A 23,112-nucleotide genomic window follows, 5' to 3' on the forward strand; every position below is an offset into this window, starting at 1 on the left:
GTCGATGATGACAGTCACCCGACAGATTCTCTCTCACGTTTTTTCACATCTCTTGCTGAGATGCTTCGATATAAAAAAATATAAACACGCTAGTCGAATAGGTATATGTACTTATTTTTGAGCGCCACAAGGCTGAACGGAACCGGTTCTTTGATATAATATACCTAAAAATTATTAAAAAAAATGCAATGTAGATGTTAAGAAAATGTTAGTTTCCCCACACTATACCTACCTCTTTACATAAAATAATCCCCTTGAAGGTGGCACACATAAGGTCATTTATCGAAATCACCATATGCTACACCCGCAAGGGGATTAAATATGCTTTATTCCATTCTATCCAGCAAAGCCTTAAAATCGTCGATATGGGTGACCGGTGCCTGACAAGCAAAATGCTCACACACATATACGGCTGGTTTGCCATTCACAAGATCGTAATCATGGATATAAGGAGCTAATTCTGCAATCTCCGGCTGTCCTTTATCCTTAAAAATAACAACCATATCCGGCCTAAAACCAGCTTGAACCACCTGAACGAACTGGGCAGTCTGCGGATCATCCCTTTGACCCACAATCACAATCTCTTTCGTCTTTCCCGTCGCATACAACAACGCGCTGAGCAGCGCTGAGTAGCCTGAGGGGTAATGAGCAACCATCCCGCCAAAAGCCTTAAACTGCTTGGCTGCATAGTCTTCCAATCGAGTTTCCCCCGTTAGCCGCGCAAGCCGCACAAAATTATGGGCCGCAATGCTGTTACCTGACGGAATCGCACCATCATAAATTTCTTTGGGTCTGGATATCAATTGTTCGCTATCTGATCCGGTAAAGAATAATCCGTCCCGTTCTTCATCCCAAAACAGATCAATCATATTCTGATTAAGCGTCAGTGCCCGCCGTAGATATTGCACATCAAAGGTCGTCTGGTACAACTCGATCAAGCCCCACACATAAAAAGCATAATCATCTACATAGCCGGGGTAAGCTGCCTGACCGTCCCGATACCGTGCCAATAGGCGTCCATCCCCCCGTCTCAAATGGTTCCACAAGAACGTCTCTGCCTTTCGAGCTTGCTCAGTATATCTGGTATCTCCAAAAGCTTGCCCCGCCTTGGCCAAAGCAGCAATCATCAACCCGTTCCACGAGGTCAAAATCTTGTCATCCTTTTGAGGATGAACCCGCTGCTCCCTAGCAGTAAACAGCTTGGCCCGTAGCTCACTGACCCGCTGCTCTAGCTCTGGCTCGGTCAAGTCATGCTTGTTCGCATAGGCTTCCAGATTGATATCAATCAGGTTTGGAATATTGTGGCCTTCAAAATTACCGTAAGGTGTGATTCCGTACAAATCGTTGAAAAAAGCGGCATCCTCATCGCCCAGTACAGACTTTATCTCGGAGTCGCTCCAGACGTAAAATCTACCCTCTTCTCCTTCAGAATCCGCGTCCTCTGCCGAATAAAAGGCGCCACCTACATCCGTCATGTCTCTTGCGATATATGTAAAAATTTGTTCAGTGATTTGTCGATACAGTCTCTTGCCTGTCACCTGCCAAGCCTCTGTATACGTGATGGCCAACAAAGCGTTGTCATACAGCATTTTTTCAAAATGCGGCACCAACCATTTCTCGTCCACTGAGTACCTTGAGAATCCCATGCCTACATGGTCGTAGATTCCGCCCCGTGACATCGCATCCAGCGTCTTCTCTACCATTTCCAATGCCTGTTGATTCCCCGTATGTTGTGCATATCGCAGCAGAAAAGACAAGTTATGTGGAGAGGGAAACTTCGGCGCTTCTCCGAAGCCACCATATTCATGATCGAAGGTGTGACTGTATTCATGGAAAGCTTTATTCAAGCACTGCTCATCCAGTTCTCCGCGATAACCTGCAAGCAAATCCTGTCGTTCATGCTCGGTAAGCACCTGCTCACTCAGCTCCATCAGCTCATCCGGCTGTTCTTTCCAGCGGATTCCCACCTTACTTAGCAAATCCAAAAGTCCGACACGCCCAAACTTCTGCTCCTTGGGCAAATACGTACCCGCAAAAAAAGGCCTCTGATCCGGCGTCATCAAAATCGTCAGCGGCCAACCCCCATGCCCGGTCATCGTCTCGCAGATGGACATATAGATATGATCCACATCCGGACGTTCCTCTCGATCCACTTTAATGGATATGTAATCCCGGTTTAATACCTCAGCTACCTCTTCATCCTCGAAAGATTCTCTCTCCATTACATGGCACCAATGACAAGTCGAATAGCCAATCGACAAGAAAATAGGCTTGTTATCACGCTTAGCAATTTCAAAAGCTTCATCTGACCAAGGGAACCAGTTTACCGGATTGTAAGCATGTTGCAATAGATACGGTGACTTTTCCTTGGCTAATCTATTCGGTTTGCTGCTCGTTGACATGGGACATCACCACTTCCGTAGTTGGATTTTATGCTCGGTATTATTTTACCCTAAATGGTTGGTAAAAGTCGGAAGAACAGAAAAAAGATAATGACCTTTTATCGAATCTATCAATTAATTGTTTATTCAGGTCATAAGTAGGTATGAAAAAGCACTGATGGGTATTCTCCAACAGTGCTTTGTTTACTGCAATCGTACCTTATTAGCCTTTAGCATTATACTCATTAGCGTTTATATCAAATATGTTCAGAGCTTTCAGTAAGGCGTATTCACTTGTTCTGGTCCCTTCTTTTGAAAAATGTGCATCTGGAAAAGCGGGGGACATATGATGGTACCCGGGATAAACATGTAATTCCACTAAGACACCATCAAAGACCAGTTGTTTAGCAAAAGATAAGGCTTCATCAATAAACAAATCAACGGTACCTATATTTATATAAGTCGGTGGTAACCCGGCCAATGACTTTGCACGGGCTGGCACATAATACTCACTTACCTCCTCAGAACCCGGTTCAATCCCCAATACAGATTTCCAGCCAAAATAATTACTTTGTTTTGTCCAAATAAACTCTCCTGCGTATGGATGCTCCGGTGCGATACTTGTGCGGTCATCTAGCATTGGCCTCATTAATCTTAGATGATGGATTTCGAATTCCTTCTGATCGCGAATGTACAAAGCTAAACCAGCCGCCAAACCACCACCAGCGCTACTGCCCCCGACGGCAACTTTCTGAGTATCTATCCCTAACTCTTCCGCATGTTCAATACACCATTTTAGGCCCGAATAACAATCCTGTAACTGACTTGGCTGTACATGCTCTGACGCTAGGCGATAGTACACAGATACACAACAGAAACCTTGTTCTGCACCAAGAGCTGCATTAGCAGGACGATCCACGACTGGACTTCCTAAGACCATCCCGCCTCCGTGTATGGAATAATACAGAGGCATCTTATTATGCTTTGATTGTTTAGGCTTAATGATTTCTATTTGAATATCTGGACCACTAAAATAACTTGGCACAACCTTTTTTTCCAATGTAACAGGGAACATCTGCGTTACATCTAATGGTTGCATCATTTGAGATTGGCTTTTACGTGCTTCCATTAGTGTAGATTTGGTAAGATCGGTTGTTGGTATTAAATCAACTGCACTGATAATTTCTGGATCAATCAGATGTCTACTTCTACTTTTTTGTTCCCCCATGGTAGTCGTTTCCCCACTTTCTTGTTTCAATGACAATAAATCAATACATGTTTCCCTTCATTTATTCAGAATCGGCACCGTTCCAAATCCGTTGTTTCTGTCGTTTATATTCATATTTTAAAGATTAAAATAAGCTTTATAAATGAAAACAACGAGTTAGAATCATTTTTGACATAAAAACAATAATGAAAAAATGAGGTGCAATCAAATCTTTTGCCAAACAAAAAAACGTGACCGGATTGGTTTTTCACCGCGATCATCCAGTCACGCCCTAAGCTCACCATGTTATGAGCCAAAACTAAATTTATTGACGCGAGTATAGCACCACGCCACTTTGCAAACAGGTATTTTTTATGTCCACTTCATGGGGTATCGATCGATATTCGCTGGCGTATCCCCCTACTTTTTATGTGAATACACAATTTTCTTAATGGTTTCGGTAGAGAGAAAAAACTCCTTAGCTAATTGCTCAATACTGCTACGATTTTGAAAAGCATTTCTGATCGCGGCATTTCGCTGTTCAAGCAACCTTCTCCCGCCACTCAAACTGCCCCAATCCATATATTCCGTTTTTGGCTTAGGAATATACAGAGTCTCTCCTTGAACATATTTTTGAATTTCCATAATTAGTTTTTGAGGTAAAACTTTTGTAGCATTCGTATATCTCAATTTTGCTCGCTCCTTATTTTGATTTTTTAAAATAAGGTGCAAAGCCAAAAATATTAAAAAAGCTTGTTCAGCGTTAAAAAATTGTTTCGCCCCATACAAAGTAACGCTTTCTCAATAATTGGCTTTGCATGAGTGTAAGAAGTCACAGACAATCCCAATAGATTCTCCATCAGTAGGCACCCCCTTTTACTTCGCAAGTATAGCATAACTCTGCTCACCTGATCTTCATCCATTTACGAGGTGCTGTCGGGACGCTTTTTTTGCTCGACTCTTGTTATTCGTAAGCCGATGTTTTATATTGACATAAGAGTAGGTCAAAAACAAAAGAGGTGAACGGACGAGATGTCTCCACGAACGAAGGAACAAAACGAAGAGATCCGGCTGCGGCGACTGGCACAAATCCGGAAAGCCGCTGCCGATGTGTTTTTGAATAAAGGGCCTTTACTGGAAATCCGCGATGTGGCCGTGCAGGCGGGACTCGGCTATGGCACGGTATACCATTATTACGGCAATAAGGGTGATCTGCTCCACGATCTGCTATGGGACGCGTTGGAGCGGTCCGGGGGATGGTTGGAGGCCCCGCGTGCTTCGGCTTCGGGGCAGGCGCCGGCGCGCGGGCATTTCGGCTTGGCTGTGGCGGCAGATATCGGGAACACGTCTGCCGCGGATTCCCAAAGCAAAAGCCGCGAAACGGCCGCTACCGCAGAGCTTGGCCCCGTCGCCGCCGCTGGCGTCCGACTACTGCAGCTTTGGGCGGAGGACCACGCCCTGTACCTGCTGCATAAGCTGGCCGGTGAGGGCTTTGCCTCGCTGCCTGAAGCGCGCTCGGCCCCACTCTCGGACGCTTTTCGCCGGGAGGTGCTCGCGCCGCTTGCCGCTTTGCTGGAGACTGGGCGTGCGGTGGACGAGGTTGCCGCTTCCGGCGAAAATACGGCAGAGTCGCCGTATCGGCTACACCACGCGGAAATGCTGCTGGCCGCCTTGGTCGGCTGCGCCTCGCTTTCGCTTCGTCGCGGAAAGCTGCACGAGGAGGCCAGGGATATCGCCCGGTTTTTAAAATTATAGAATGGATAAGGAGCGAATCATCAAAGATGATCATCTTAAAATCACCTAGAGAAATCGAAGAAATGAAACCGGCAAGCCAGATCGTTGCGGACTGCTACCGCGAGGTGGTCAAACTGATCGAGCCTGGGATTACCACTCGGGAAATCAATGACTTTGTTGCCAGACACATCACCAAGCTAGGCGGCAAGCAGTTTACGAAAGGGTACAACGGTTTCCCCGCCGAAACCTGCATTTCGGTCAACGATGTGGTCGCCCACGGCATTCCTTCGAACCAGGTGCTTATGGACGGCGACTTGCTGAAGCTCGACATCGTCGTGGAATACGGCGGATGGTTCGGCGATTCGTGCTGGTGCTATGCGGTGGGCAATATCCGGCCGGAGGCGCAAAAATTAATGAAGGTGACAAAGGAATGCTTGGATTTAGGGATTGCCCGTGCACTCCCCGGGGGCCGGCTCGGCGACATAACGTCGGCGATTCAACAGCATGCGGAAGCAAACGGGTTTTCGGTCGTACGCGATTTGCTCGCGCACGGGATCGGACGGAGCCTGCACGAGGAGCCGAGCTACGAGCATATCGGCATCGCTGGTAAAGGCATTCGGTTAAAGGAAGGGATGGTGTTTACCATTGAACCGATGATCAACGAAGGTACGTTTCGTATTACGATCGACGACGATCAATGGACGGCGAGAACGGCCGACGGCAAGTTGTCGGCACAATATGAGCATACGATCGCAGTTACACAGGACGGCCCACTGATTTTAACGGCCCAGTAAGAATAAAGACAAACAGTCGGGAATGCGTCATTTTAGGAATAAGTCGCCAACCCGGCCTGCTTGGTCCGGCGAAAGTTCGTAATCCGAAACGTGAAAAAGCGCTGGTCCCAGGCTGGAACCAGCGCCTTTTTACATGGTTTGTATCTTTACCGATTTACGAAAAACCATATTGTTATGCGGTTTTTTATTATGACTTTGGTATCATGTTACGGATTTACACTCTCTCTTGGCTAGCCTATCTTGCATGTATGTTTTTCATTGCATATCTTGCTATTGGCTGAGCAATCAATAGCTCAATCCAAAATGCTACACCAAAATTTCTAAACCAGTTGTGAAAGAAGTTCTGGAAAGGTTCTAGGCTTATTTGTTTCGTACCAACCAAGTTCCTATAATTGTGGTAGGCTGCACTGCATCGAGCTAATGATGTAAAATATAAACAAGCATAAAACTCACAAAGGAGTATATGAACCAGATGAACAATTTTCTGAATGAATTTGAGGAAAGATTTAGAACAGGATTTCTAGATGATCTTAAAAGCATACTGGAAGAAGTGAAGAATGAGAAGGTTTACGCCTGTGCTTTTGGAACAGACAGCGATTTTGTCACCTTATTTCTAGCTGTTAATACGGAGGAATCACTTGTTAGACATGTCATAAACATGAAAGCCGAAGGCCTGTGCAACAGCAAGGAAGATGAAATTTATTACAGATGGGGATTAAGCGAATATCAATATGGCGATACAACACACCTCAATCATATTAGCAAATTTCTGTATGCAACCGACAATGTGTTGGATTATAAAGATGAAATGATAAAAATTATGGCCAAGGTCGTTAAAGAAACCGACGATGTACTTTTTACTCAATTCGGCCAATCCAAAGAAGATATTATTTTTTTCGTGTCCATGACGGATGATGATATGGCCGAGGAACTGGAAGATCAATCTGTAATGCAGATGACAAATGCCAATTTAGTTGATGGCTTCTTGCATCGTTATCAGTAGAAGTCATTTGAAGCAACTCACGAACAGGCAAATTGCAGTTGCTCTTTGGTGTGAAAATAATGCTTTCCACGTTCCATCACTTTTAGCTGGCAATGAAATCGGCTTGCAAACGTAGATATGACGTCATATTCACACAAGTCATCTTCAGAGCCATAAAGTATGGCAGTTGGCTTATTCCATGTATCAATTGGATGCGATTTAACATAGCAGTAATAATCCCAATAAAGTGTTCGCCCAATGGGTGTAGATATTTCTTTTTCAACTTTTAATCTATCCTCACTTACACTGAACCATGTCATCATATTTTTGATTATTCTCTCCATATCTAGCACTGGAGAAAGAAACAGACATTGTTTTAGTGGGAGATGATGATAAGCAAGCAAACTAAAATACGCACCCATGCTACAAGCGAAAATACTAATTTCATGCCATTGCTTTTGTGTGTAACGCATGATGATGTCAAGATCATGAACACAATTTTGAACTTTACAGACGTAGGTTTCTTCTTTGCGGTCACCATGTTCAGGCAAATCAAAACTAATGACTTGATACCCTTGTGCCGTTGCTTCTTCTGCAAATATAACGATCACATCATCTGCCTTGTTTGACATATTACCGTGGATAGCTATAAGTATCTTATCTGATTCACCACCCCACAAAATTGCCGGGATGCCCTCGATTTTCAATTTTTGCTTTATCATTACTTTATCCTCGCTTAAAACAGCTTGTTGTTGTCTTCCTTATCAAAATATTCTTTGTGATTCTATCCTATGATACTACGATGATAAGAAAACTACGCCGCCATCATACTTATGGTATCGAAATTCGCTTGTTTTGCTGAGATGTGACTCCAGAGCAACTTATTATTGACGATACTGATCATAACTTCTGGTTCTATTACATCCTGGTAGGAAAGCATAACCAAAGTTGCAATATCTCCCATCTGATATGCAGCCGTTAATGCCCTTAGAAAAGTTTTCGATTTTTCACTTTCTGGTAAGGATAATTCTCCTTTGAGGAGTTCCTCCTGAACTGCTCCTAACGATTTTCGTGCCCGATGAAGTGCAACTTTTACCGCTCCCTCTGTTGTGCCCAGTATATCGGATGTTTCACTAATCGAAAATGCGAACACATCTCGCAGCAGGAAGACAGTTCTCTGAAGCGGTGATAGATGATTCATTAAGGACTGCAACGCTATCTCAATTTCAAAAGTTCCATGATCCGCTTCAGTCACTTTTGCTTGTTCCCTATTCAATATCCGAGTGAAGACTGCTTTTCTCCGTATCTCATCAATCCAGGTGTTTTTAGCAATCCGCAGCAGAAGCGCTTTGGGATTGGTATGTTCGAAATTGTTTAACTTTCCTAATGCTTTTACCCAAGTATTCTGAGCCAATTCTTCCGCATCCCAATTTGATTTCGTAAGTGACAGACAGTAACGCTTCAGGACCGCCTGTAATTCGTCAAAGTTGTGGATGTTCACTGAATTGTCTGTCATCTGTATAGAATCATCTATGTTCATAGGCCTTCTCCTCCACAGTCATATTCTGCCCTCTGCTAAAGCAAAACCATTTGCTACCTTCATTGTAAACGAATTAGGGGTTGTAGAAGTTACACCATATACGCAAATCGTTTTTCTAATAAAAACTCCGTATCTTTTTACAGTCTGGGTTCGTTTACAAGGAGAAATCAACTGAACCAAGAAAATGGGGGTATACAAAATGAGTGTTTATGTTCCTTATGTTGTTGAGCAAACCGCTCAAGGTGAACGATCATACGATATCTATTCCAGACTGTTAAAGGATCGCATTGTGTTTGTAGGAGCAGCCATCGACGATCAATTAGCCAACAGCATTATTGCTCAATTATTGTTTCTAGCGGCAGAAGATCCGGAAAAAGAAATCTACATGTACATCAACAGCCCGGGTGGCTCTACTTCCGCAGGATTTGCCATTTATGATACGATGCAGTACATCAAACCCGAGGTGCATACGATATGTACTGGATTTGCTGCTTCGTTTGGCGCGATCCTCTTGCTGGCTGGCACCAAAGGGAAACGTTCGGCACTACCGAATAGTGAAATTATGATCCATCAGCCGCACGGCGGCGCACAAGGGCAGGCCAGCGATATTGCGATCAGCGCCAAAAGAATTTTATTAACTCGTGAAAAGGCAACCCATATCACAGCTGAACGGACTGGGCAACCTTTGGAAAAAGTCGAAAAAGATATGGACCGGGATTTTTTCATGTCTGCTCAGGAAGCACTGGAATATGGCATTATCGATCAAGTGATAACTTCTTTGTAGAGTATGCACAACGACTTTATGCTTTCCCTGCTCCGGCCAAGAAACTACAAAAAAACACGAGGTGATATCATGTTAGCAAGTTTGCAAGGCAAGGAAGTAACTATTCATTTCATTGACGGAACATGTGCAAGCGACGGGGTATTGGACCAGATTGACGACAAGTATGTTAAATACCTTACGCAATATCAGACGCTTGTTATTCCAATTACGTCCATTCGCACCGTATCCATAGACATTAAAGAAAAACAATCCAACAGAGTTGGATTCGCCCCATAAATCTAACATAGTATCACAGGTAATCGCCGATCCCACAAGTTTAAGCCATCCTTCCATGATTTGTGGAATCGGCAACCCGCATGGGTGAAAATTTCATTTTACGGAGGCATGGTATTATGGAAATCTCAAAGGGAGTGGAAATGCTTCAACTAGATTTTCATGGGAACAGGATTCATCCCATTCTGTTGTGGGATCGAGAAATGGCAGTGTTAGTAGATACAGGATTTCCAGGACAAATCGAAGATTTACGCATGGCTATGGAAAAGGTAGGCGTGTCGTTTGGCAAACTAAAAGCTGTGATTTTGACACATCAGGATGTGGATCATATAGGTTGTCTTCCTGAGATTTTGCAGGAGTGTGGCAACAATATTACAGTATATGCGCATGAGCTGGATAAGCCGTATATTCAAGGGGAACTCCCTCTTTTAAAAGATGGTCACCTTGAGAATCCCCCGAAGGGCAGAGTGGACAATACCTTAATAGATGGTCAGGAACTGCCGTTTTGCGGAACAATTCGAGTCATCCATACGCCTGGGCATACCCCTGGTCATATCAGCCTTTATTTGAAGCAAAGTAAGATTCTCATTGCTGGTGATTCGATGTACAGCGAAAACGGGATTCTCAGAGGAATTCATGCTCCGACTACACCTAATATAAGTGAAGCTCGTCTCTCATTGAAAAAGTACTTGGATCTCGACATTGCATCGGTGGTTTGTTATCACGGGGGATTAAGTAATACTAATGTTAATGAGCAGATATTAGGACTTAGCAAAGGATTATAAAATTTACTCTTAGTTACGATATTAAAACCGGATTCCCTTGTAGACCGAAAGGGTCCGGTTTTTCCGTTACGTGAGATGCCTCCATGTAGCGACTAGCGCAAAAATTCAATAAGAATTAATGATTGCTGCTTCCGTTTGCGGTGAACAATACTATTAAGCAAATTTATATGGTTTCATTCTTTCTAGATCTTTCATAATACAATAAATTGATTAACCCTCGAGACTGTAAATATAAGACCCCACTTTAACAAGATCGGAAGATACTGATTTTCCAATGCATATGCCAATATTTTTCTTCCCAGCTATTGAAGTTGAAATTTGAACCGAGCTAACGCTTAACTCAATCAGGCGAGGTTCTGGAACTCGGGTGTGGTACAGGATTGACAACCATTCACTTATCAAAATAGGGATACATATAACAGGTACTGATATTTCTTCATCAATGCTTGAATATGCGCGGGTTAAAGCTCAAGGTTTGCCTGTGGATTTTATTGAAGCTGGTGCTCGTACATTCGATCCGAAAAGCGTTTTTCCATGATATATTCGACAGAAAATGCATTCCAGGCATTTTTGAGCGATGAGGGTCAACGAGCCTCACTCGAAACCGCCTACAAGCACCTAGAGCCAAATGGGTTGTTTGTTTTTGAAACCCGAACCCCCTTGAAAGTATATTTATCCAATCAAGAGGAAAGCATCTGGGGAAATTTTATCGATAAGGATGGAATTAAAGTCAAGGTTTCTGGGACACAGTTGTATGATTCAAGTAACCAGATCATGCACTGGGCGACGTTTCGTGATTGGGGATCGAAGAAAACAACTTCTCGAATTGCATGTCGCTTTACTGATAATGACACGCTTCAGCGTTTATTAACGAGCCCCGACTTTTGTATCGAAAATCAATATTCGGACTGGGATAAAACACCGTTCACACCTTTATCTCCTTCTATCATTAGTGTTTGTCGAAAAAAACATTGAGCCCAGAATGAATAATCCCGGGACGTTCATCCCAAGTGTTCGCCGACTGCGCGTATGCACCAATATTTCCTAATATCAAAAACTTATTTCTCCTCAGCGTTCGAGGTGAAATAAGTTTTGAACTGAGTACATTTATCTAGATGAACAGGAGACTTACCACTCGACTTCTTCAAACAGACGGAAAAGCATCTTTTTTTCGAATTCATCTAAAATTTCAAAACCAGTTATCTCATCTTCTTTTTCTCCAAGTTTTATCATAGTAGCGATTGCTAAGTCTCCCACCTTATAGGTACCTAAAAGCTTATCTTGAGGTTCCCTTTTTAAAGACAATTCATTTAATTTTTTTAATATTTCCTCTGCACGAATGCCTTCTTTTCCGATATGTGTCATTGCATGATATAAAACTATGGGGTTTTTTTCTTCTAGCAAATTTTCTAACTCATCTATTGAACATTTTCCTTCTTCTAATTTTTTTACTATATTCATTTTATTCCTCCTGAATTATTTTAAATGACTTGTTAGTAATTTTCTTTCTTGAATATAATTTTCAAATAACATATTTGCAATATCATTACGTCCCAAATCTTCGGCAATTTTTATTTCTCTCATATATGCATTTAATTCCATTTTCACACGATTTATTGTTTGAAAATGGTAACTCATTCCGGGGAATCCATGCTTTGAATCGTCCAGGTAATGAGTATACTCATGAATTAATGCTCCTATAGAAGCGTCTTCATCTATTATTAGTTGGCCGGGCCCACCTTTGCTAGGGGAATAAGCCATTGTGTTGCCTTTATATATAACTTCTACTCCCTCTGAATGTAATTCGTCAATAATTTTATTCCATTCTTGTGGATGTGACTCTCTTCCGGGTCCAATAACTTCTTTTAAAGGATCATCGGGATTTTTTCTAAATTCTTCACCAATATCTCTATAAAACTCTCTTCCAAGAGCAGGGTGCTGTTCACTATCTTTTAAGATATTGCTCGTACTTTTAGCGCCTTCATACTTAACGGATCCCTCCAAAAGATTTTTGGGCTTAATCAGTGCTTTGGTCGACGTAGAACCTATCATCAATCCTGCTGTACCAATCATATTAGCCCAGTGTTCCTTTGACCACGCATTGGTAGGATTGAATGCACCCTGAATCATGCCTGTTACTCCAAATGTACCGAAATTGAGCATGTCATTCCATGAATCGTTTTGTTTGGCTGCTCGTTCCATGTACCCTTGATACATTCCTTTTGGAATACCGTACGTCATATAATCCATGAAGCTCCAGAATGAATCAAATTTTTTCTCATATCGTTCTGAATTAGCTACTACAAAATCCTGGCCAAGCTCTGCTAAGCTATCCGCCGATTTTTGGAAAGCATTTCGAGTATCTGGAGCAGGAACAGAACATGAATTAGGTGGAGGTGGTAAACAACTGGCGTCAATATTACCTGTTTCCAATAAATCAGTTAATCTAAACTTATCTGCATGATGGCGCAATTCTTTTGCAATAGAATCTGTAAGTGTAACAAATTCATTCATATTCTTCTGGGATGTTTGAAATCTGTAATAGAATTGCTCCTTCGTTATGCCCTCCCAGAATCGTTCCATAAACGAGATATGCTGCGATAACTTACTATTCATCTGCATCACCGTTTGCAGCGCAAGCTCAAACTTCTTAGAGACAGCTATAAGATGTTCGGGTGTCACTTTAATGGTTGTCATAATGTACCTCATTTTGAGTTCGTTAGGACATAATACCATTATTCTAATTTATGGAAAACCTGCTTCATTCCTAATTGTTATAAGAATCAGAAGACTTATTCCCTATGACCTCTGACTTATATTTATTCAAATACTTCTCTTTTGCTGTCCATTCCTAAAATACATCTTACTTAAGTTATATGATTCACCTTATAAAAATAAGCCGATACATTGAAAGCTCGATCTCTTAGTTTCGGTAGTTTATCCCATCAATTATTTCAATTATCGTCAAAGCCCCTGCTTTGTACCCTGAAATATAATCTGAGGCAGATAATATAGAAATCAGTACATCATTTAAATCGGATAGTTCTTCGATTAATTCGTAATCTTGTTCCGACAATTTTGCTTTTAATGCTTTCATAGAAGCGGATATTTTCTGATGGACTAGCTCAAGCTCAGGGTTTTTAGGTTTGGTTCGTTCGCTTGGGTACCATTTTCCACAGTATAAATCCTCCAAGATACTCATATATTCATCTTCTTCTCCCTTTTAATAAGATTTTGTGTAAATTCCAGAATCGTAGATGCATTTTGTTCCCTGAAAATAGAATATCCCATTGTAATGTCAATAATGATGATTTAGCGAATATATCACTAGAAACCATTAAAAAGCCCTACCCCGTAGGATAGAGCTCTACTTTTCTAATGACAACTTTGACAAAGTTGCATTTTCTACTCTAATTTATCTGATCTAATTATTCGGGTGATTAAACTAATTTGGCATCGAAGTGTGTTTTGAAATTGAATCGATAATTAAATCCCAGTCGTCATAGTGAATCTCATGTCCGGCACCTTCCAATGCCAGTAAAAACGCACCCGGAATTTCGTTAGCAAGATGTATTCCGTGTTCATAAGGGATAATCGGATCTTCAGTACCGTGTATAACCAGTGTAGGAACGTTTATTTCCCCTGTCCTAGCCAAATAGGATTCTCCACCTGACAGCATTGCGTGATTATTCATACTAGCCATATTATTGCTTCTTTTCCATTCTTCTTTTGCCAATTGATAAACCTTATTCTCATCGAAGGAATGCTTTGAACCTACTAGAATTCTTGATCTACCCACCACAAAATCAACCACCGATTGTTCGTTCGTCCAATCTATTGCTTCCATATTCGAGAAATAGTCCATAACCTTTTCCTCCATCGGTGGGAGATCGGGAGCAAAATTGGACGTGGCTAAAAGAGTCACCGTTAATACTCTGTCTGGATGTCGTAGAGCTATCATCTGAGTCAGCATTCCGCCCATAGACATCCCTACGATATGCGCTTGTTCAATCTTATAAGCATCCAAAACTCGAATCGCATCATCTGCCATGTCTTCAAAAGTATAGTCTGGTTGACCCGGTTCATAAGTTGTAGAACGTCCGACATCTCGGTTATCATAACGAACGACAAAACGACCTGTATCAGCTAAACGCTGGCAAAATTCTTCCTCCCACCAGATCAGTGAGGATTGAGCGCCCATAATCAGTAATATTGCTGGGTGAACTCGCTCGCCGAAACTCTCACTACAGATTTCTATTCCATCGCTTTTTATAAGTAGTTCATTCATGTAGAATTCCTCCCTTCAATGATATATAACAAAAAAACACCGAATATTACCTTCATCACTTATCCTCATTAAGTACTTCCAGTGCCTCTCCCTCAGACAGACAGGAATTACCGATCTACTCGGTCGCTAGTTTAAGATATTTTGTTGCAAGAAATTTAGAAAATCTCTTTGCATAGAGCCAAGCGTAAGAATTTTTTTGATTATCCTGAACCTACTGTGCTGGCCTTTGATTTTAAATGACCATATTGCAGAAGACAGGTGTCCAGAATGATATTTTTGTTCCTGTAAATCAGCTATTTCATATTCAACTTTTTGTACTACTTTTGTGGAAAATAGATTGAGGAAAAGGATAATAATCCTATCATTATTTAAGAGTAATATGGCTCGACTTGTATAAGCCGAAAAGCTCTGTGGAGTTGAATAGCAGATGAGCATGTCAGATTCTCTATAAGGTTCTGCTAGCTTGTCGATCAATTTTTTTGTAATGAATAGCATGATCAAATCCCTCTCTATCTGGATGTTTAAATGAATTGACAGTAAAGAATATCCGTCAAAAATATTATACTACACAAGTAAACTATTCCAAAAAAAGATAGTCATCTGTAGCCTGTTTGAATAATTGGATGAATTGAAATTTGGATAAATTAAGCTCTTTACATAGTATTATTGCAGGTATTGTATCCTCCACCGTTAAAGATGTTATTAATCTTAACGAAATGAATAAATCATGGATTATTGTGGTATTATTTCGGATTATTGTTAATACTACGAATCTGAGGAGGGTAATAATGAAGTTACATACCAAATTTTCAAGACAATTATGCCGGAATATAGATCTCATTTGTGACTTCATGGGAAACAGTTCGGATTTTGTTGTTCGTGAAATCACAGCTGGCCATAAACACGCCGCTCTTTTTTATTTGGACGGCATGACTGACATGCAAAAGGTACAGGACAACGTGATCCGCCCGTTGCATGATCGTGTCTCCTCTGATGAGATTACTTTACCGTTATTGAAAAACGCAATTTTGGACATTGGTGAAGCAAGCTTCACTCAAAATTTTGAAGATGCTTTGGAACAGATCCTCTCCGGTGGTCTTCTCCTACTGCTGGATGATATGGATGAAGGATTGGTCATTTCATTGCCTGGATGGGAAGAACGCAGCATTTCGGACTCGAAGACACAGCCAGTGGTCAGAGGTCCGCAAGAAGCGTTTACAGAAACTTTGCGTACGAATACGACTATGGTTCGTCGAAGGGTGAAGGATACAAGAGTACGTCTTACTGCGGTAAAAGTTGGCGAAAAAACCAAGACTGATGTATCTGTTATGTATTTACATGGGGTCGCTGACCCAAAAAAGGTGCAGGACATGATATCCAAGTTAAAGAACATGCAAGTAGAAGGCGTGCTTGAAAGCGAATATTTGGAAGAATGTCTCCATGAAGATAAGCAACTCACGATATTTCCACTCTATTATAATTCTGATCGCCCAGACTCTATTGCAGCAGGAATTATGGAGGGGAAAATTGCGATATTTGTGGATGGTTCTCCCTTCGCCATCCTTGCACCTGCGGTATTTGCAGATTTCCTTCAATCCGCAGAAGATTATTATCAGTCCTATGTTTACAGCAGTATTATTCGAATATTAAGGTACATCTGCCTGGCAATCTGTATGTTGGCTCCGGCCATCTATGTCGCATTAACAACATTCCATCAGGATATGATTCCAACAGTTTTGTTATTAAGCTTATCCGCGCAACGTGAAGGAGTACCGTTTCCAGCATTTATTGAGGCGATGATCATGGAAGTGGTTTTTGAAATTCTGAGGGAAGCAGGTCTCCGTATGCCACGGACGGTCGGTCAAGCCGTTTCTATTGTCGGGTCCATCGTGATCGGCCAGGCAGCTGTAGAAGCAAACATCGTTTCGGCTGTTATGGTCATTGTTGTTGCAATAACTGCCATTTCGAGCTTTGTCATTCCCTCGTACACCTTTGCTATTCCAATTCGGATATTACGTTTCGCTTTCATAGGCATAGCCGCTATGTTTGGTGTGTACGGATTGACTGTTGGTATTCTCATGCTCTTTGTGCATCTAAATAGGCTCCATTCATTCGGTGTACCGTATTTGAGTCCCTTTGCCAATTACAAATCGTCGGAGCAGAGGGACGCCATATTGCGTTTTCCATATAAAACTAAAAAACAACGCAAAAACTAAAGGAGTAGACCATCATGAACTCGTACCGATCCACCATTTTATCAATGTTTACGTGCATCTGGCTAATGGTGTTTCTTACGGGTTGCTGGAACAGTAAGGAATTGAGCGCAATTTCCGTCGTGATGGCTCTGGGCATTGACGCAGTTGATGACCAATATGAAGTCAGTTTACAAGTGGTTGACCCATCGAAAATGTCTCAGAATTCCCCTATGGAACGGACGCCAACGATCGTTTTTTCCAAACGCGCCGATACCATATTTGAAGCTATTCGAAAATTAACAACAGAATCGTCCCGAAAAATGTATATGTCTCACTTAAAATTTGTCATTTTTGATGAAAAAACAGCAAAAAAAGGAATCAAGGAGCCGCTGGACTTTCTATTCCGTGACCATGAAGTTCGGCCTGATTTCTATTTGGCCGTTGTCAGAGAAAACTCAGCAAAGGAGGCCGTTACTTTTGTAGCTCCAACCGAAGTCTTGCCTGCAATGGATATGTATAAGGCATTAAAGAACTCTGAAAAAGCATGGGCTCCAACTTCCGCAGTCAATGTAAAAGATCTTTTGCAGAAATTTACGAAGGATGGCATTGAACCAGTTCTCACCGGTATTCGACTGACAAACCTAGAAAAAGGTCTAACTATTGATAATGTGACAAAGTCGCCCCAACATGTTAAATATTTTTTCACTGGAATTGGTGTTTTCAAGGGCGATCGACTTATCGATTGGATGGATGATTCGCAAAGTAAAGCCTTTACCTATATATCCAACCGTGTTTCCAGTACCGTAGCTTCCATCAATTGTCCGAATTCCAAAGGAAAATTTGTTGTTGAAGTAATCCGTTCCAAAGTAAAAATACGCCCAGAAATAATAGACCATGAGCCACGCATTTCTCTTATTGTGGATACAGAATCCAATATCGGAACGGTCTCGTGCAATGCCAACCTTAAGAATGAAGAGACATTTAGAAATCTTCAAGAAACAGCTAAAGAGCATCTGGAACAGTCTTTGAAGGGAGGCATTCGAAACGCACAACAAATGGGTTCCGATATATTCGGATTTGGAGAAGCTTTTCACCGCAAGTTCCCGCATGAATGGCATAGATGGAAAGAGGATTGGCCACAAAAATTCCAAACTCTTAAAGTGGATATTCAGCTCAATTATCGTTTAGTTCGGTTCGGAGACATTACCAGTCCAATTGATATGGGAATACACAATCAGGAGTGAGTACATATGCTTTATGTTATTCTCGTAACTTCCATTTTAGCATCGTTGTATGAGTTTAAAAAATTTAAAGAGAAACAATATGTACGTGAAATTGTATTCAGCTCAATATTGTTGATTATAGGCGTCATATTGATTATCCTACGGATCGTCAGCATTAAACTGCCGACTCCACTGACGGGCATTCAAATCCTATTTCAACCGATAAGCCGGTTACTTACAGAAATGTTATCTTAAGGGGGTATTGGGATGAATTCCAACTTGACCGTTCGACAAGCTATTATGTGGTTTGCATTATATCAAATAGGAAGCGCATATCTGGTACTCCCAGCGGCAATTACCGCTACCGCAAAACAAGATGCCTGGCTCTCCATCCCAGTCTCCTTAGGGTTTCATCTGTTATTGATACCTTTATATGCCTCCATCGCTAGGCAAATACAGGGAAAATCTTTCGTAGAGCATCTCCGTTGTCTCTTCGGTCCTTTTTTGGGCGGGACGATCAGCATCGTTTTCATTTTTTTCTTTCCCTTTCTTGTGTTCATTATGACGCTTCGAAATCTGGGCGACTTTATCACGATAGCTATTATGCCTGAAACTCCCCCCGACGCGATATATTTCATCATGCTAATAGTCATTTATTTCGCCGTTCGATCAGGCCCTGCTGTAATTGGCCGTTGTGCGGAAATCCTGTTTTTTTTCCTTCTTGTTCTGTATCTTTTGGTCAGGATTACCCTTCTTCCTGAGAGCAACATAGATAATGTGCTCCCTATTTTTGAGTATGGTTTAAACCCTATCGTTCTCGCTTCGTTCAATTTGTTTGCCTTTCCCTATCTTGAGGCATTTCTGTATCTTTTTTTCGCACAGTACATCCCTGATCCAAAAAAGTGGAGAAAGACAGTGATAACATGTGCTTTGATTAGCGGCGGCATGTATTTTTTCATGGTTCTACAAATAATCGCAGTGATGAGTGAAGGTGTTGTATCTAATTTGACGTTTCCTACTTTTTTTATTAACCGAACAATCAGTAGCGGAGAGTTTCTTCAACGGTTTGAAATTTTTGTTGCCGTGTTTTGGTTTGTCACCATTTTTTTCCGACTCGCACTGCTTTTATATGTGTCAGCGCAAGGGCTTGCAAATGCTTTTCGCCTGCGGAGCGCTAACTCTCTCTTAATTCCTCTGATCCTAATTGCAATGGCAATGGTTCGTTCTATCTGGCCAAACATGCAGTTTATAACCATGTTTTTTTCAGTATGGCCTTTTTACGCCATGATTTTCGGTATTGTGTTTCCTATTGTGTTATGGCTGATGGGCAAGGTAGGCGGCTCGTTGAAATTACGTAAAAAGTATCACTAAAGTTGCGTTGGCTGTATAAACATACGGTCCTCAAATAAACTTTTGTTGTACTCATTATTGCAATTTAGCAAGAAGTAGCTCCAGTTCCTCCTTCTCAAGATGTCTCCATTGCCCACGTTCCAGATGATCCAAGGTAATATTCATAATTCGAACACGTTCCAGCTTTAGCACCCTGTAGCCCAAAGCCTTGCACATTCTACGAATTTGCAGATTCAATCCCTGTGTCAAAATAATACGAAACTCGTATTCGCTTATATGTTCAACCTTACACGGTTTGGTAATGACGTTCAATATTTCAACGCCGCGAGACATGGTCTGTGTAAATTCATCTGTAACAGGCTTGTCTACCCTCACCACGTATTCCTTCTCATGACCATGCTCGGAACGCATCATTTGGTTGACAATGCTTCCATCGTTGGTTAATAAAATGAGTCCCTCTGACGCCTTATCCAGTCTGCCAATGGCAAAAATACGTGAAGGATAATTGATATAACGAATAATATTGCCCTCCACTTGCTCCGCTGCCGTACATACAATGCCGATAGGCTTATTTAATGCCAAATATACGGGTTTACTACGGTTAACTGGGATAGTTTCCCCATCAATTAACACGATGTCCTGTGGCTCTACTTCCGCACCCGCTTCACATACGCTACCATTAATTGTAATCCGCCCTGCTGCAATCAGCCTGTTCGTTTCCCGACGTGAGCAGAATCCTGTCTCACTAATGTACTTGTTAATTCGCATGATTCACTTCCTTTACATCGTAGCATCAGATTTATAGATAACTATAGAGAGTAAATCTGTATTGTTTTATTAAAAAAACATCTGATTACATATGCATAATCAGATGTTCGACTTTGAAAACAACCCTATACATGCTCGGCTTACTTACTTCTGCCGCCTCGATTCCCATTTGGCTTGGCAGCAGCGCCTTTTGCAGCTCCGGTCGCTGTATTTCCAGGTGCACCGGTAGCAGCACTTTTTCTCCTTACTGGCTTCGCTGTTTTGTTCCAGCGTGTCCAGCCTTTACTTCCCGTACCTCTGCCGGTTCCGCCACCCTTACTTTTTCCACCCATATTATAATCACTCCATGACTAGTCGTTCAGATTTAACTAAGCTATCATACCATTACTTTGAACATAATGCCCATTTGTTTTGAAAACAGAAGCAATGAATTGAAAATATTTATGTATATCAGTCCTGATCTACTATAAAACTGGATAAGTAGCTTTTAATCGTTTGTTATAGTTATATTTTTTTTGATTTTTAGATTTTAACTTCGCAAAAATTAGGTGTCAAAAAAAGGACAGCATAATCATGTGAAAGCTCACACATGTTAGTCTCTGGGCGAAAAAAATGTTTACTTAAATTCCTTTAAAGGATAATTTTATCCGAAGAAAGAGGGGTGTTAAATGAGTACTGATGTAAAGCTATATGTGGCTCGCCACGGTATTGGAACTGGTAACGAGCCAGATGCTCCACTCAGTTCAGATGGCTTTAATCAGGCGGAACAGTTAGCTGGTTTTCTGTCCCAAATGGAAGATTTACATGTAGACCGTTTCATTTCCAGTCCATATACGCGAGCCTGGCAGACTGCGGAAATCATCGAAGAAAAATTAAAAATCAAACTTGGTCCACCTGGAAACCGCCTTAGAGAGCAAGGAGTAAGAGGCGTTACCGAAGAGGAATCGGATGAAATGGTTATCGCCCGGGTCACTTCCCTAACGGAAGAATTGCTGAAAAGCGATCAACACACCTTTCTGTTAGTCACCCATCGCTTGATCCTAACACTTCTGTTGCATCACTATGCTCCAGATTTTGTTCTGGAGGAGATAACAAATCCGGATCTCTATCTTTTAACGTTTCGTGATGGAAAGTGCCAGGTAAAGCGTTTGTGGAATACGATGCAGCCTGTTGTAGTTTAATTCAAAAAAACTGGGAGGTAAACTAATTATGCAAGGAATGCTGGAAAGAAATCGCATCACTACTGTTACCAAACCGGATGTATCCAACATGTCTCTTTGTATCGAAAATGTGAAGAAGGCTGTGCTCTCCAATCTTCAGGGACCGTCAGATCCTACAGACTATCATCAACTGATGGGAAGACTCCACGCGGCCAAAGCCAAGCTGCCTAAAATATATCAAGAAACGGTTGCAAGTCCGTTTATTAAAGAACTGGACGAGCTCGGGCAACAGGGCTTCACTGAAATTTTAATTCAGGACCCAAGCAGAACTAGAGCTGCTGGACTCATGCTGGATATCGCTCAGAGCATTTTGCAAAATGGAGAAGGCTACAATGTCCTCGCGACCGATGCTTTTCAGGAAATTGTGAGCGACCTGTATGACGGTTTTCTTAGCGCAGAAGATCGCCAAGGAATAAAAGAACCAGATCTCAGCATCATTCCAGCTCTTGTAAAATGGGGAGCGCCGGAAAATGGCCCATACACATGGCCCGCTGACGCCACAGCTGTATTTAAAGTGCAAGCAGCTATAGTTAGCCTTCCTCCTGCACATGCGACAAACGGTCTAATGGCTTGGTCCAGTATCCCGCATGAAGTATGTGGTCATGATATTTTGCATGCTGATCTGGGTCTACTTCAAGAGTTGGCCAATGTCGTCAGAAACAGATTAAACAGCGAAAATATTGGACAAGGGCTACCGGACTACTGGGCTTCTCGCATTGATGAAACCGCGTCTGATGTATTGGGTGTCCTAAATTTGGGACCAGCAGCTGCCATTGGTTTAGTCGGTTATTTTCGGGGTATGAATGCCGCGTTTTCCGGCAGGGCTCAACTTCGAAATGAGGGACCTGCCCGTGATCCACACGCCGCAGATATTTTACGGGGATACTTGGGTGCCTACGCCACTGCACTGTTGGAATTTGACCAAGCTGGAGCATGGGCGGAAATCATTGAATCGGAAACCGACAAGGATTTGTCCAATATTAAACTTAACGGCAGAGCTATCGACGCTAACACAGCAAAACGTTCTGCACGTATTGTGGCAGAATCCATAATGAAGACTAAACTTATAAGCCTCGAAAACCACAGTCTGGATGAAATCCAGAACTGGAGAAACGAGGATGAGAGCGTCGCCGCACATTTACGAACCTTGCTGCAAACTACAGGTTCGCTTACTGACGAGCACCGTTCCGGCTTCTACGCTGCGCATGTGGTAGCTGCTGCTATCACCGAGGGTCTTTCTCGCGAAGCGGATCTGCAAGTTATATTTAATCGGATGATATCGCTGTTAAAGCTGATGCACGACACCAATCCTGCTTGGGGACCACTTTTCGTACAGCATCCCGGCGACATTTCACGTCATCTGCTCTATCATCCAGCCTCTCCAAACTTGATTTCCATCTAGCCAATCCATAATCATAACCCGCAAAAAGTTTGTTTAAGGGCAAGCATCCTTTTTGCGGGTTACTTTCCTTTAAAAGACGCTCCCCCCTTAACGGCTACGTGTTAGGATGTCAGCAAGAGTGTATTTTTGCTTGTGCACAGGTTAATAATGAAAATAAGAAATTAGCCTGTAAAAAATCAGCCAAAA

The 23,112-nt window shown here is 42.0% G+C and carries 24 protein-coding genes; 13 read left to right on the forward strand and 11 right to left on the reverse strand.

Annotated features, from left to right (window positions below):
* Positions 1-326: 326 nt before the first annotated feature.
* The 3 genes from G9G57_RS12640 to G9G57_RS12650 form a co-directional block, all read right to left on the reverse strand.
* Entirely contained in the window at positions 327-2,402 is a 2,076-nt protein-coding gene (locus G9G57_RS12640) for a thioredoxin domain-containing protein (RefSeq protein ID WP_017428550.1), read from the reverse strand.
* Positions 2,403-2,604: 202 nt separating this feature from the next.
* Positions 2,605-3,609, reverse strand: coding sequence for an alpha/beta hydrolase (locus G9G57_RS12645; RefSeq protein ID WP_038978241.1), 1,005 nt, complete (start codon positions 3,607-3,609; stop codon positions 2,605-2,607).
* Positions 3,610-4,008: 399 nt separating this feature from the next.
* Positions 4,009-4,278, reverse strand: a complete 270-nt coding sequence (locus tag G9G57_RS12650) for a CD3324 family protein (protein WP_025364821.1) — start codon at positions 4,276-4,278, stop codon at positions 4,009-4,011.
* Between the two features lie 342 nt (positions 4,279-4,620).
* Between G9G57_RS12650 and G9G57_RS12655 the strand changes: the two genes are divergently transcribed.
* The 3 genes from G9G57_RS12655 to G9G57_RS12665 all read left to right on the forward strand — a co-directional run bounded on the left by G9G57_RS12655 (position 4,621) and on the right by G9G57_RS12665 (position 7,119).
* Entirely contained in the window at positions 4,621-5,343 is a 723-nt protein-coding gene (locus G9G57_RS12655; RefSeq protein ID WP_016819016.1) for a TetR/AcrR family transcriptional regulator, read from the forward strand.
* Positions 5,344-5,369: 26 nt separating this feature from the next.
* Positions 5,370-6,116: a type I methionyl aminopeptidase gene (map, locus tag G9G57_RS12660; RefSeq protein ID WP_016819015.1), complete on the forward strand. Its 747-nt coding sequence runs from the start codon at positions 5,370-5,372 to the stop codon at positions 6,114-6,116.
* Between the two features lie 472 nt (positions 6,117-6,588).
* Positions 6,589-7,119, forward strand: coding sequence for a DUF4303 domain-containing protein (locus G9G57_RS12665; RefSeq protein ID WP_016819014.1), 531 nt, complete (start codon positions 6,589-6,591; stop codon positions 7,117-7,119).
* 17 nt (positions 7,120-7,136) lie between these two features.
* Here G9G57_RS12665 and G9G57_RS12670 read toward each other — a convergent pair whose 3' ends face one another.
* Positions 7,137-7,820 (reverse strand): alpha/beta hydrolase, encoded by a 684-nt coding sequence (locus tag G9G57_RS12670; RefSeq protein WP_016819013.1) that lies wholly within the window; start codon positions 7,818-7,820, stop codon positions 7,137-7,139.
* Between the two features lie 92 nt (positions 7,821-7,912).
* Entirely contained in the window at positions 7,913-8,638 is a 726-nt protein-coding gene (locus tag G9G57_RS12675) for an RNA polymerase sigma factor (protein ID WP_016819012.1), read from the reverse strand.
* Between the two features lie 199 nt (positions 8,639-8,837).
* Here G9G57_RS12675 and clpP point away from each other — a divergent pair, with 199 nt between their 5' ends.
* From clpP to G9G57_RS12695, 4 genes are all read left to right on the forward strand, one after another.
* Positions 8,838-9,422 carry an ATP-dependent Clp endopeptidase proteolytic subunit ClpP gene (gene clpP, locus G9G57_RS12680; RefSeq protein WP_016819011.1) on the forward strand — a complete coding sequence of 195 codons (585 nt, stop codon included), beginning with the start codon at positions 8,838-8,840 and terminating at the stop codon, positions 9,420-9,422.
* Positions 9,423-9,491: 69 nt separating this feature from the next.
* Positions 9,492-9,698: a hypothetical protein gene (locus G9G57_RS12685; RefSeq protein ID WP_016819010.1), complete on the forward strand. Its 207-nt coding sequence runs from the start codon at positions 9,492-9,494 to the stop codon at positions 9,696-9,698.
* Between the two features lie 116 nt (positions 9,699-9,814).
* On the forward strand, positions 9,815-10,480 hold the full coding sequence (locus G9G57_RS12690; protein ID WP_016819009.1) for an MBL fold metallo-hydrolase: 666 nt from the start codon (positions 9,815-9,817) through the stop codon (positions 10,478-10,480).
* A gap of 534 nt (positions 10,481-11,014) precedes the next feature.
* The gene (locus G9G57_RS12695) at positions 11,015-11,455 is read left to right on the forward strand and encodes a hypothetical protein (RefSeq protein ID WP_044786526.1); all 441 of its coding nucleotides are present in this window, start codon (positions 11,015-11,017) and stop codon (positions 11,453-11,455) included.
* A gap of 153 nt (positions 11,456-11,608) precedes the next feature.
* Here G9G57_RS12695 and G9G57_RS12700 read toward each other — a convergent pair whose 3' ends face one another.
* The 4 genes from G9G57_RS12700 to G9G57_RS12720 all read right to left on the reverse strand — a co-directional run bounded on the left by G9G57_RS12700 (position 11,609) and on the right by G9G57_RS12720 (position 14,768).
* The gene (locus G9G57_RS12700) at positions 11,609-11,941 is read right to left on the reverse strand and encodes a hypothetical protein (protein ID WP_017428546.1); all 333 of its coding nucleotides are present in this window, start codon (positions 11,939-11,941) and stop codon (positions 11,609-11,611) included.
* A gap of 15 nt (positions 11,942-11,956) precedes the next feature.
* Positions 11,957-13,177: a WXG100 family type VII secretion target gene (locus tag G9G57_RS25885; RefSeq protein ID WP_017428545.1), complete on the reverse strand. Its 1,221-nt coding sequence runs from the start codon at positions 13,175-13,177 to the stop codon at positions 11,957-11,959.
* Between the two features lie 226 nt (positions 13,178-13,403).
* Positions 13,404-13,682 carry a DUF6809 family protein gene (locus G9G57_RS12715; protein ID WP_164965024.1) on the reverse strand — a complete coding sequence of 93 codons (279 nt, stop codon included), beginning with the start codon at positions 13,680-13,682 and terminating at the stop codon, positions 13,404-13,406.
* A gap of 243 nt (positions 13,683-13,925) precedes the next feature.
* Positions 13,926-14,768, reverse strand: coding sequence for an alpha/beta fold hydrolase (locus tag G9G57_RS12720; protein ID WP_025364815.1), 843 nt, complete (start codon positions 14,766-14,768; stop codon positions 13,926-13,928).
* A gap of 788 nt (positions 14,769-15,556) precedes the next feature.
* Between G9G57_RS12720 and G9G57_RS12730 the strand changes: the two genes are divergently transcribed.
* From G9G57_RS12730 to G9G57_RS12745, 4 genes are read left to right on the forward strand one after another with little or no spacing between them, the layout of a single operon-like run.
* On the forward strand, positions 15,557-16,984 hold the full coding sequence (locus tag G9G57_RS12730) for a spore germination protein (protein ID WP_164965025.1): 1,428 nt from the start codon (positions 15,557-15,559) through the stop codon (positions 16,982-16,984).
* Positions 16,985-17,028: 44 nt separating this feature from the next.
* Positions 17,029-18,207 (forward strand): Ger(x)C family spore germination protein, encoded by a 1,179-nt coding sequence (locus tag G9G57_RS12735; protein ID WP_274597703.1) that lies wholly within the window; start codon positions 17,029-17,031, stop codon positions 18,205-18,207.
* A 6-nt stretch (positions 18,208-18,213) separates the two neighbouring features.
* Positions 18,214-18,441 carry a hypothetical protein gene (locus tag G9G57_RS12740; protein WP_016819002.1) on the forward strand — a complete coding sequence of 76 codons (228 nt, stop codon included), beginning with the start codon at positions 18,214-18,216 and terminating at the stop codon, positions 18,439-18,441.
* A gap of 12 nt (positions 18,442-18,453) precedes the next feature.
* A complete protein-coding gene (locus tag G9G57_RS12745; protein WP_044786533.1) occupies positions 18,454-19,557 on the forward strand; it encodes a GerAB/ArcD/ProY family transporter in 1,104 nt (367 codons plus the stop codon).
* A gap of 54 nt (positions 19,558-19,611) precedes the next feature.
* Here G9G57_RS12745 and G9G57_RS12750 read toward each other — a convergent pair whose 3' ends face one another.
* Positions 19,612-20,304: a pseudouridine synthase gene (locus tag G9G57_RS12750; RefSeq protein WP_031463481.1), complete on the reverse strand. Its 693-nt coding sequence runs from the start codon at positions 20,302-20,304 to the stop codon at positions 19,612-19,614.
* 140 nt (positions 20,305-20,444) lie between these two features.
* The gene (locus G9G57_RS12755) at positions 20,445-20,636 is read right to left on the reverse strand and encodes a DUF3934 family protein (RefSeq protein ID WP_016818999.1); all 192 of its coding nucleotides are present in this window, start codon (positions 20,634-20,636) and stop codon (positions 20,445-20,447) included.
* 336 nt (positions 20,637-20,972) lie between these two features.
* On the opposite strand from G9G57_RS12755, the gene G9G57_RS12760 reads away from it, so the two are divergent.
* Entirely contained in the window at positions 20,973-21,485 is a 513-nt protein-coding gene (locus G9G57_RS12760; protein ID WP_164965027.1) for a histidine phosphatase family protein, read from the forward strand.
* Between the two features lie 28 nt (positions 21,486-21,513).
* A complete protein-coding gene (locus tag G9G57_RS12765; RefSeq protein ID WP_031463480.1) occupies positions 21,514-22,926 on the forward strand; it encodes a hypothetical protein in 1,413 nt (470 codons plus the stop codon).
* The last annotated feature ends 186 nt before the right edge of the window (positions 22,927-23,112 follow it).

This window comes from Paenibacillus sp. EKM211P (assembly GCF_011066175.1).
GTDB lineage: Bacteria > Bacillota > Bacilli > Paenibacillales > Paenibacillaceae > Paenibacillus > Paenibacillus polymyxa.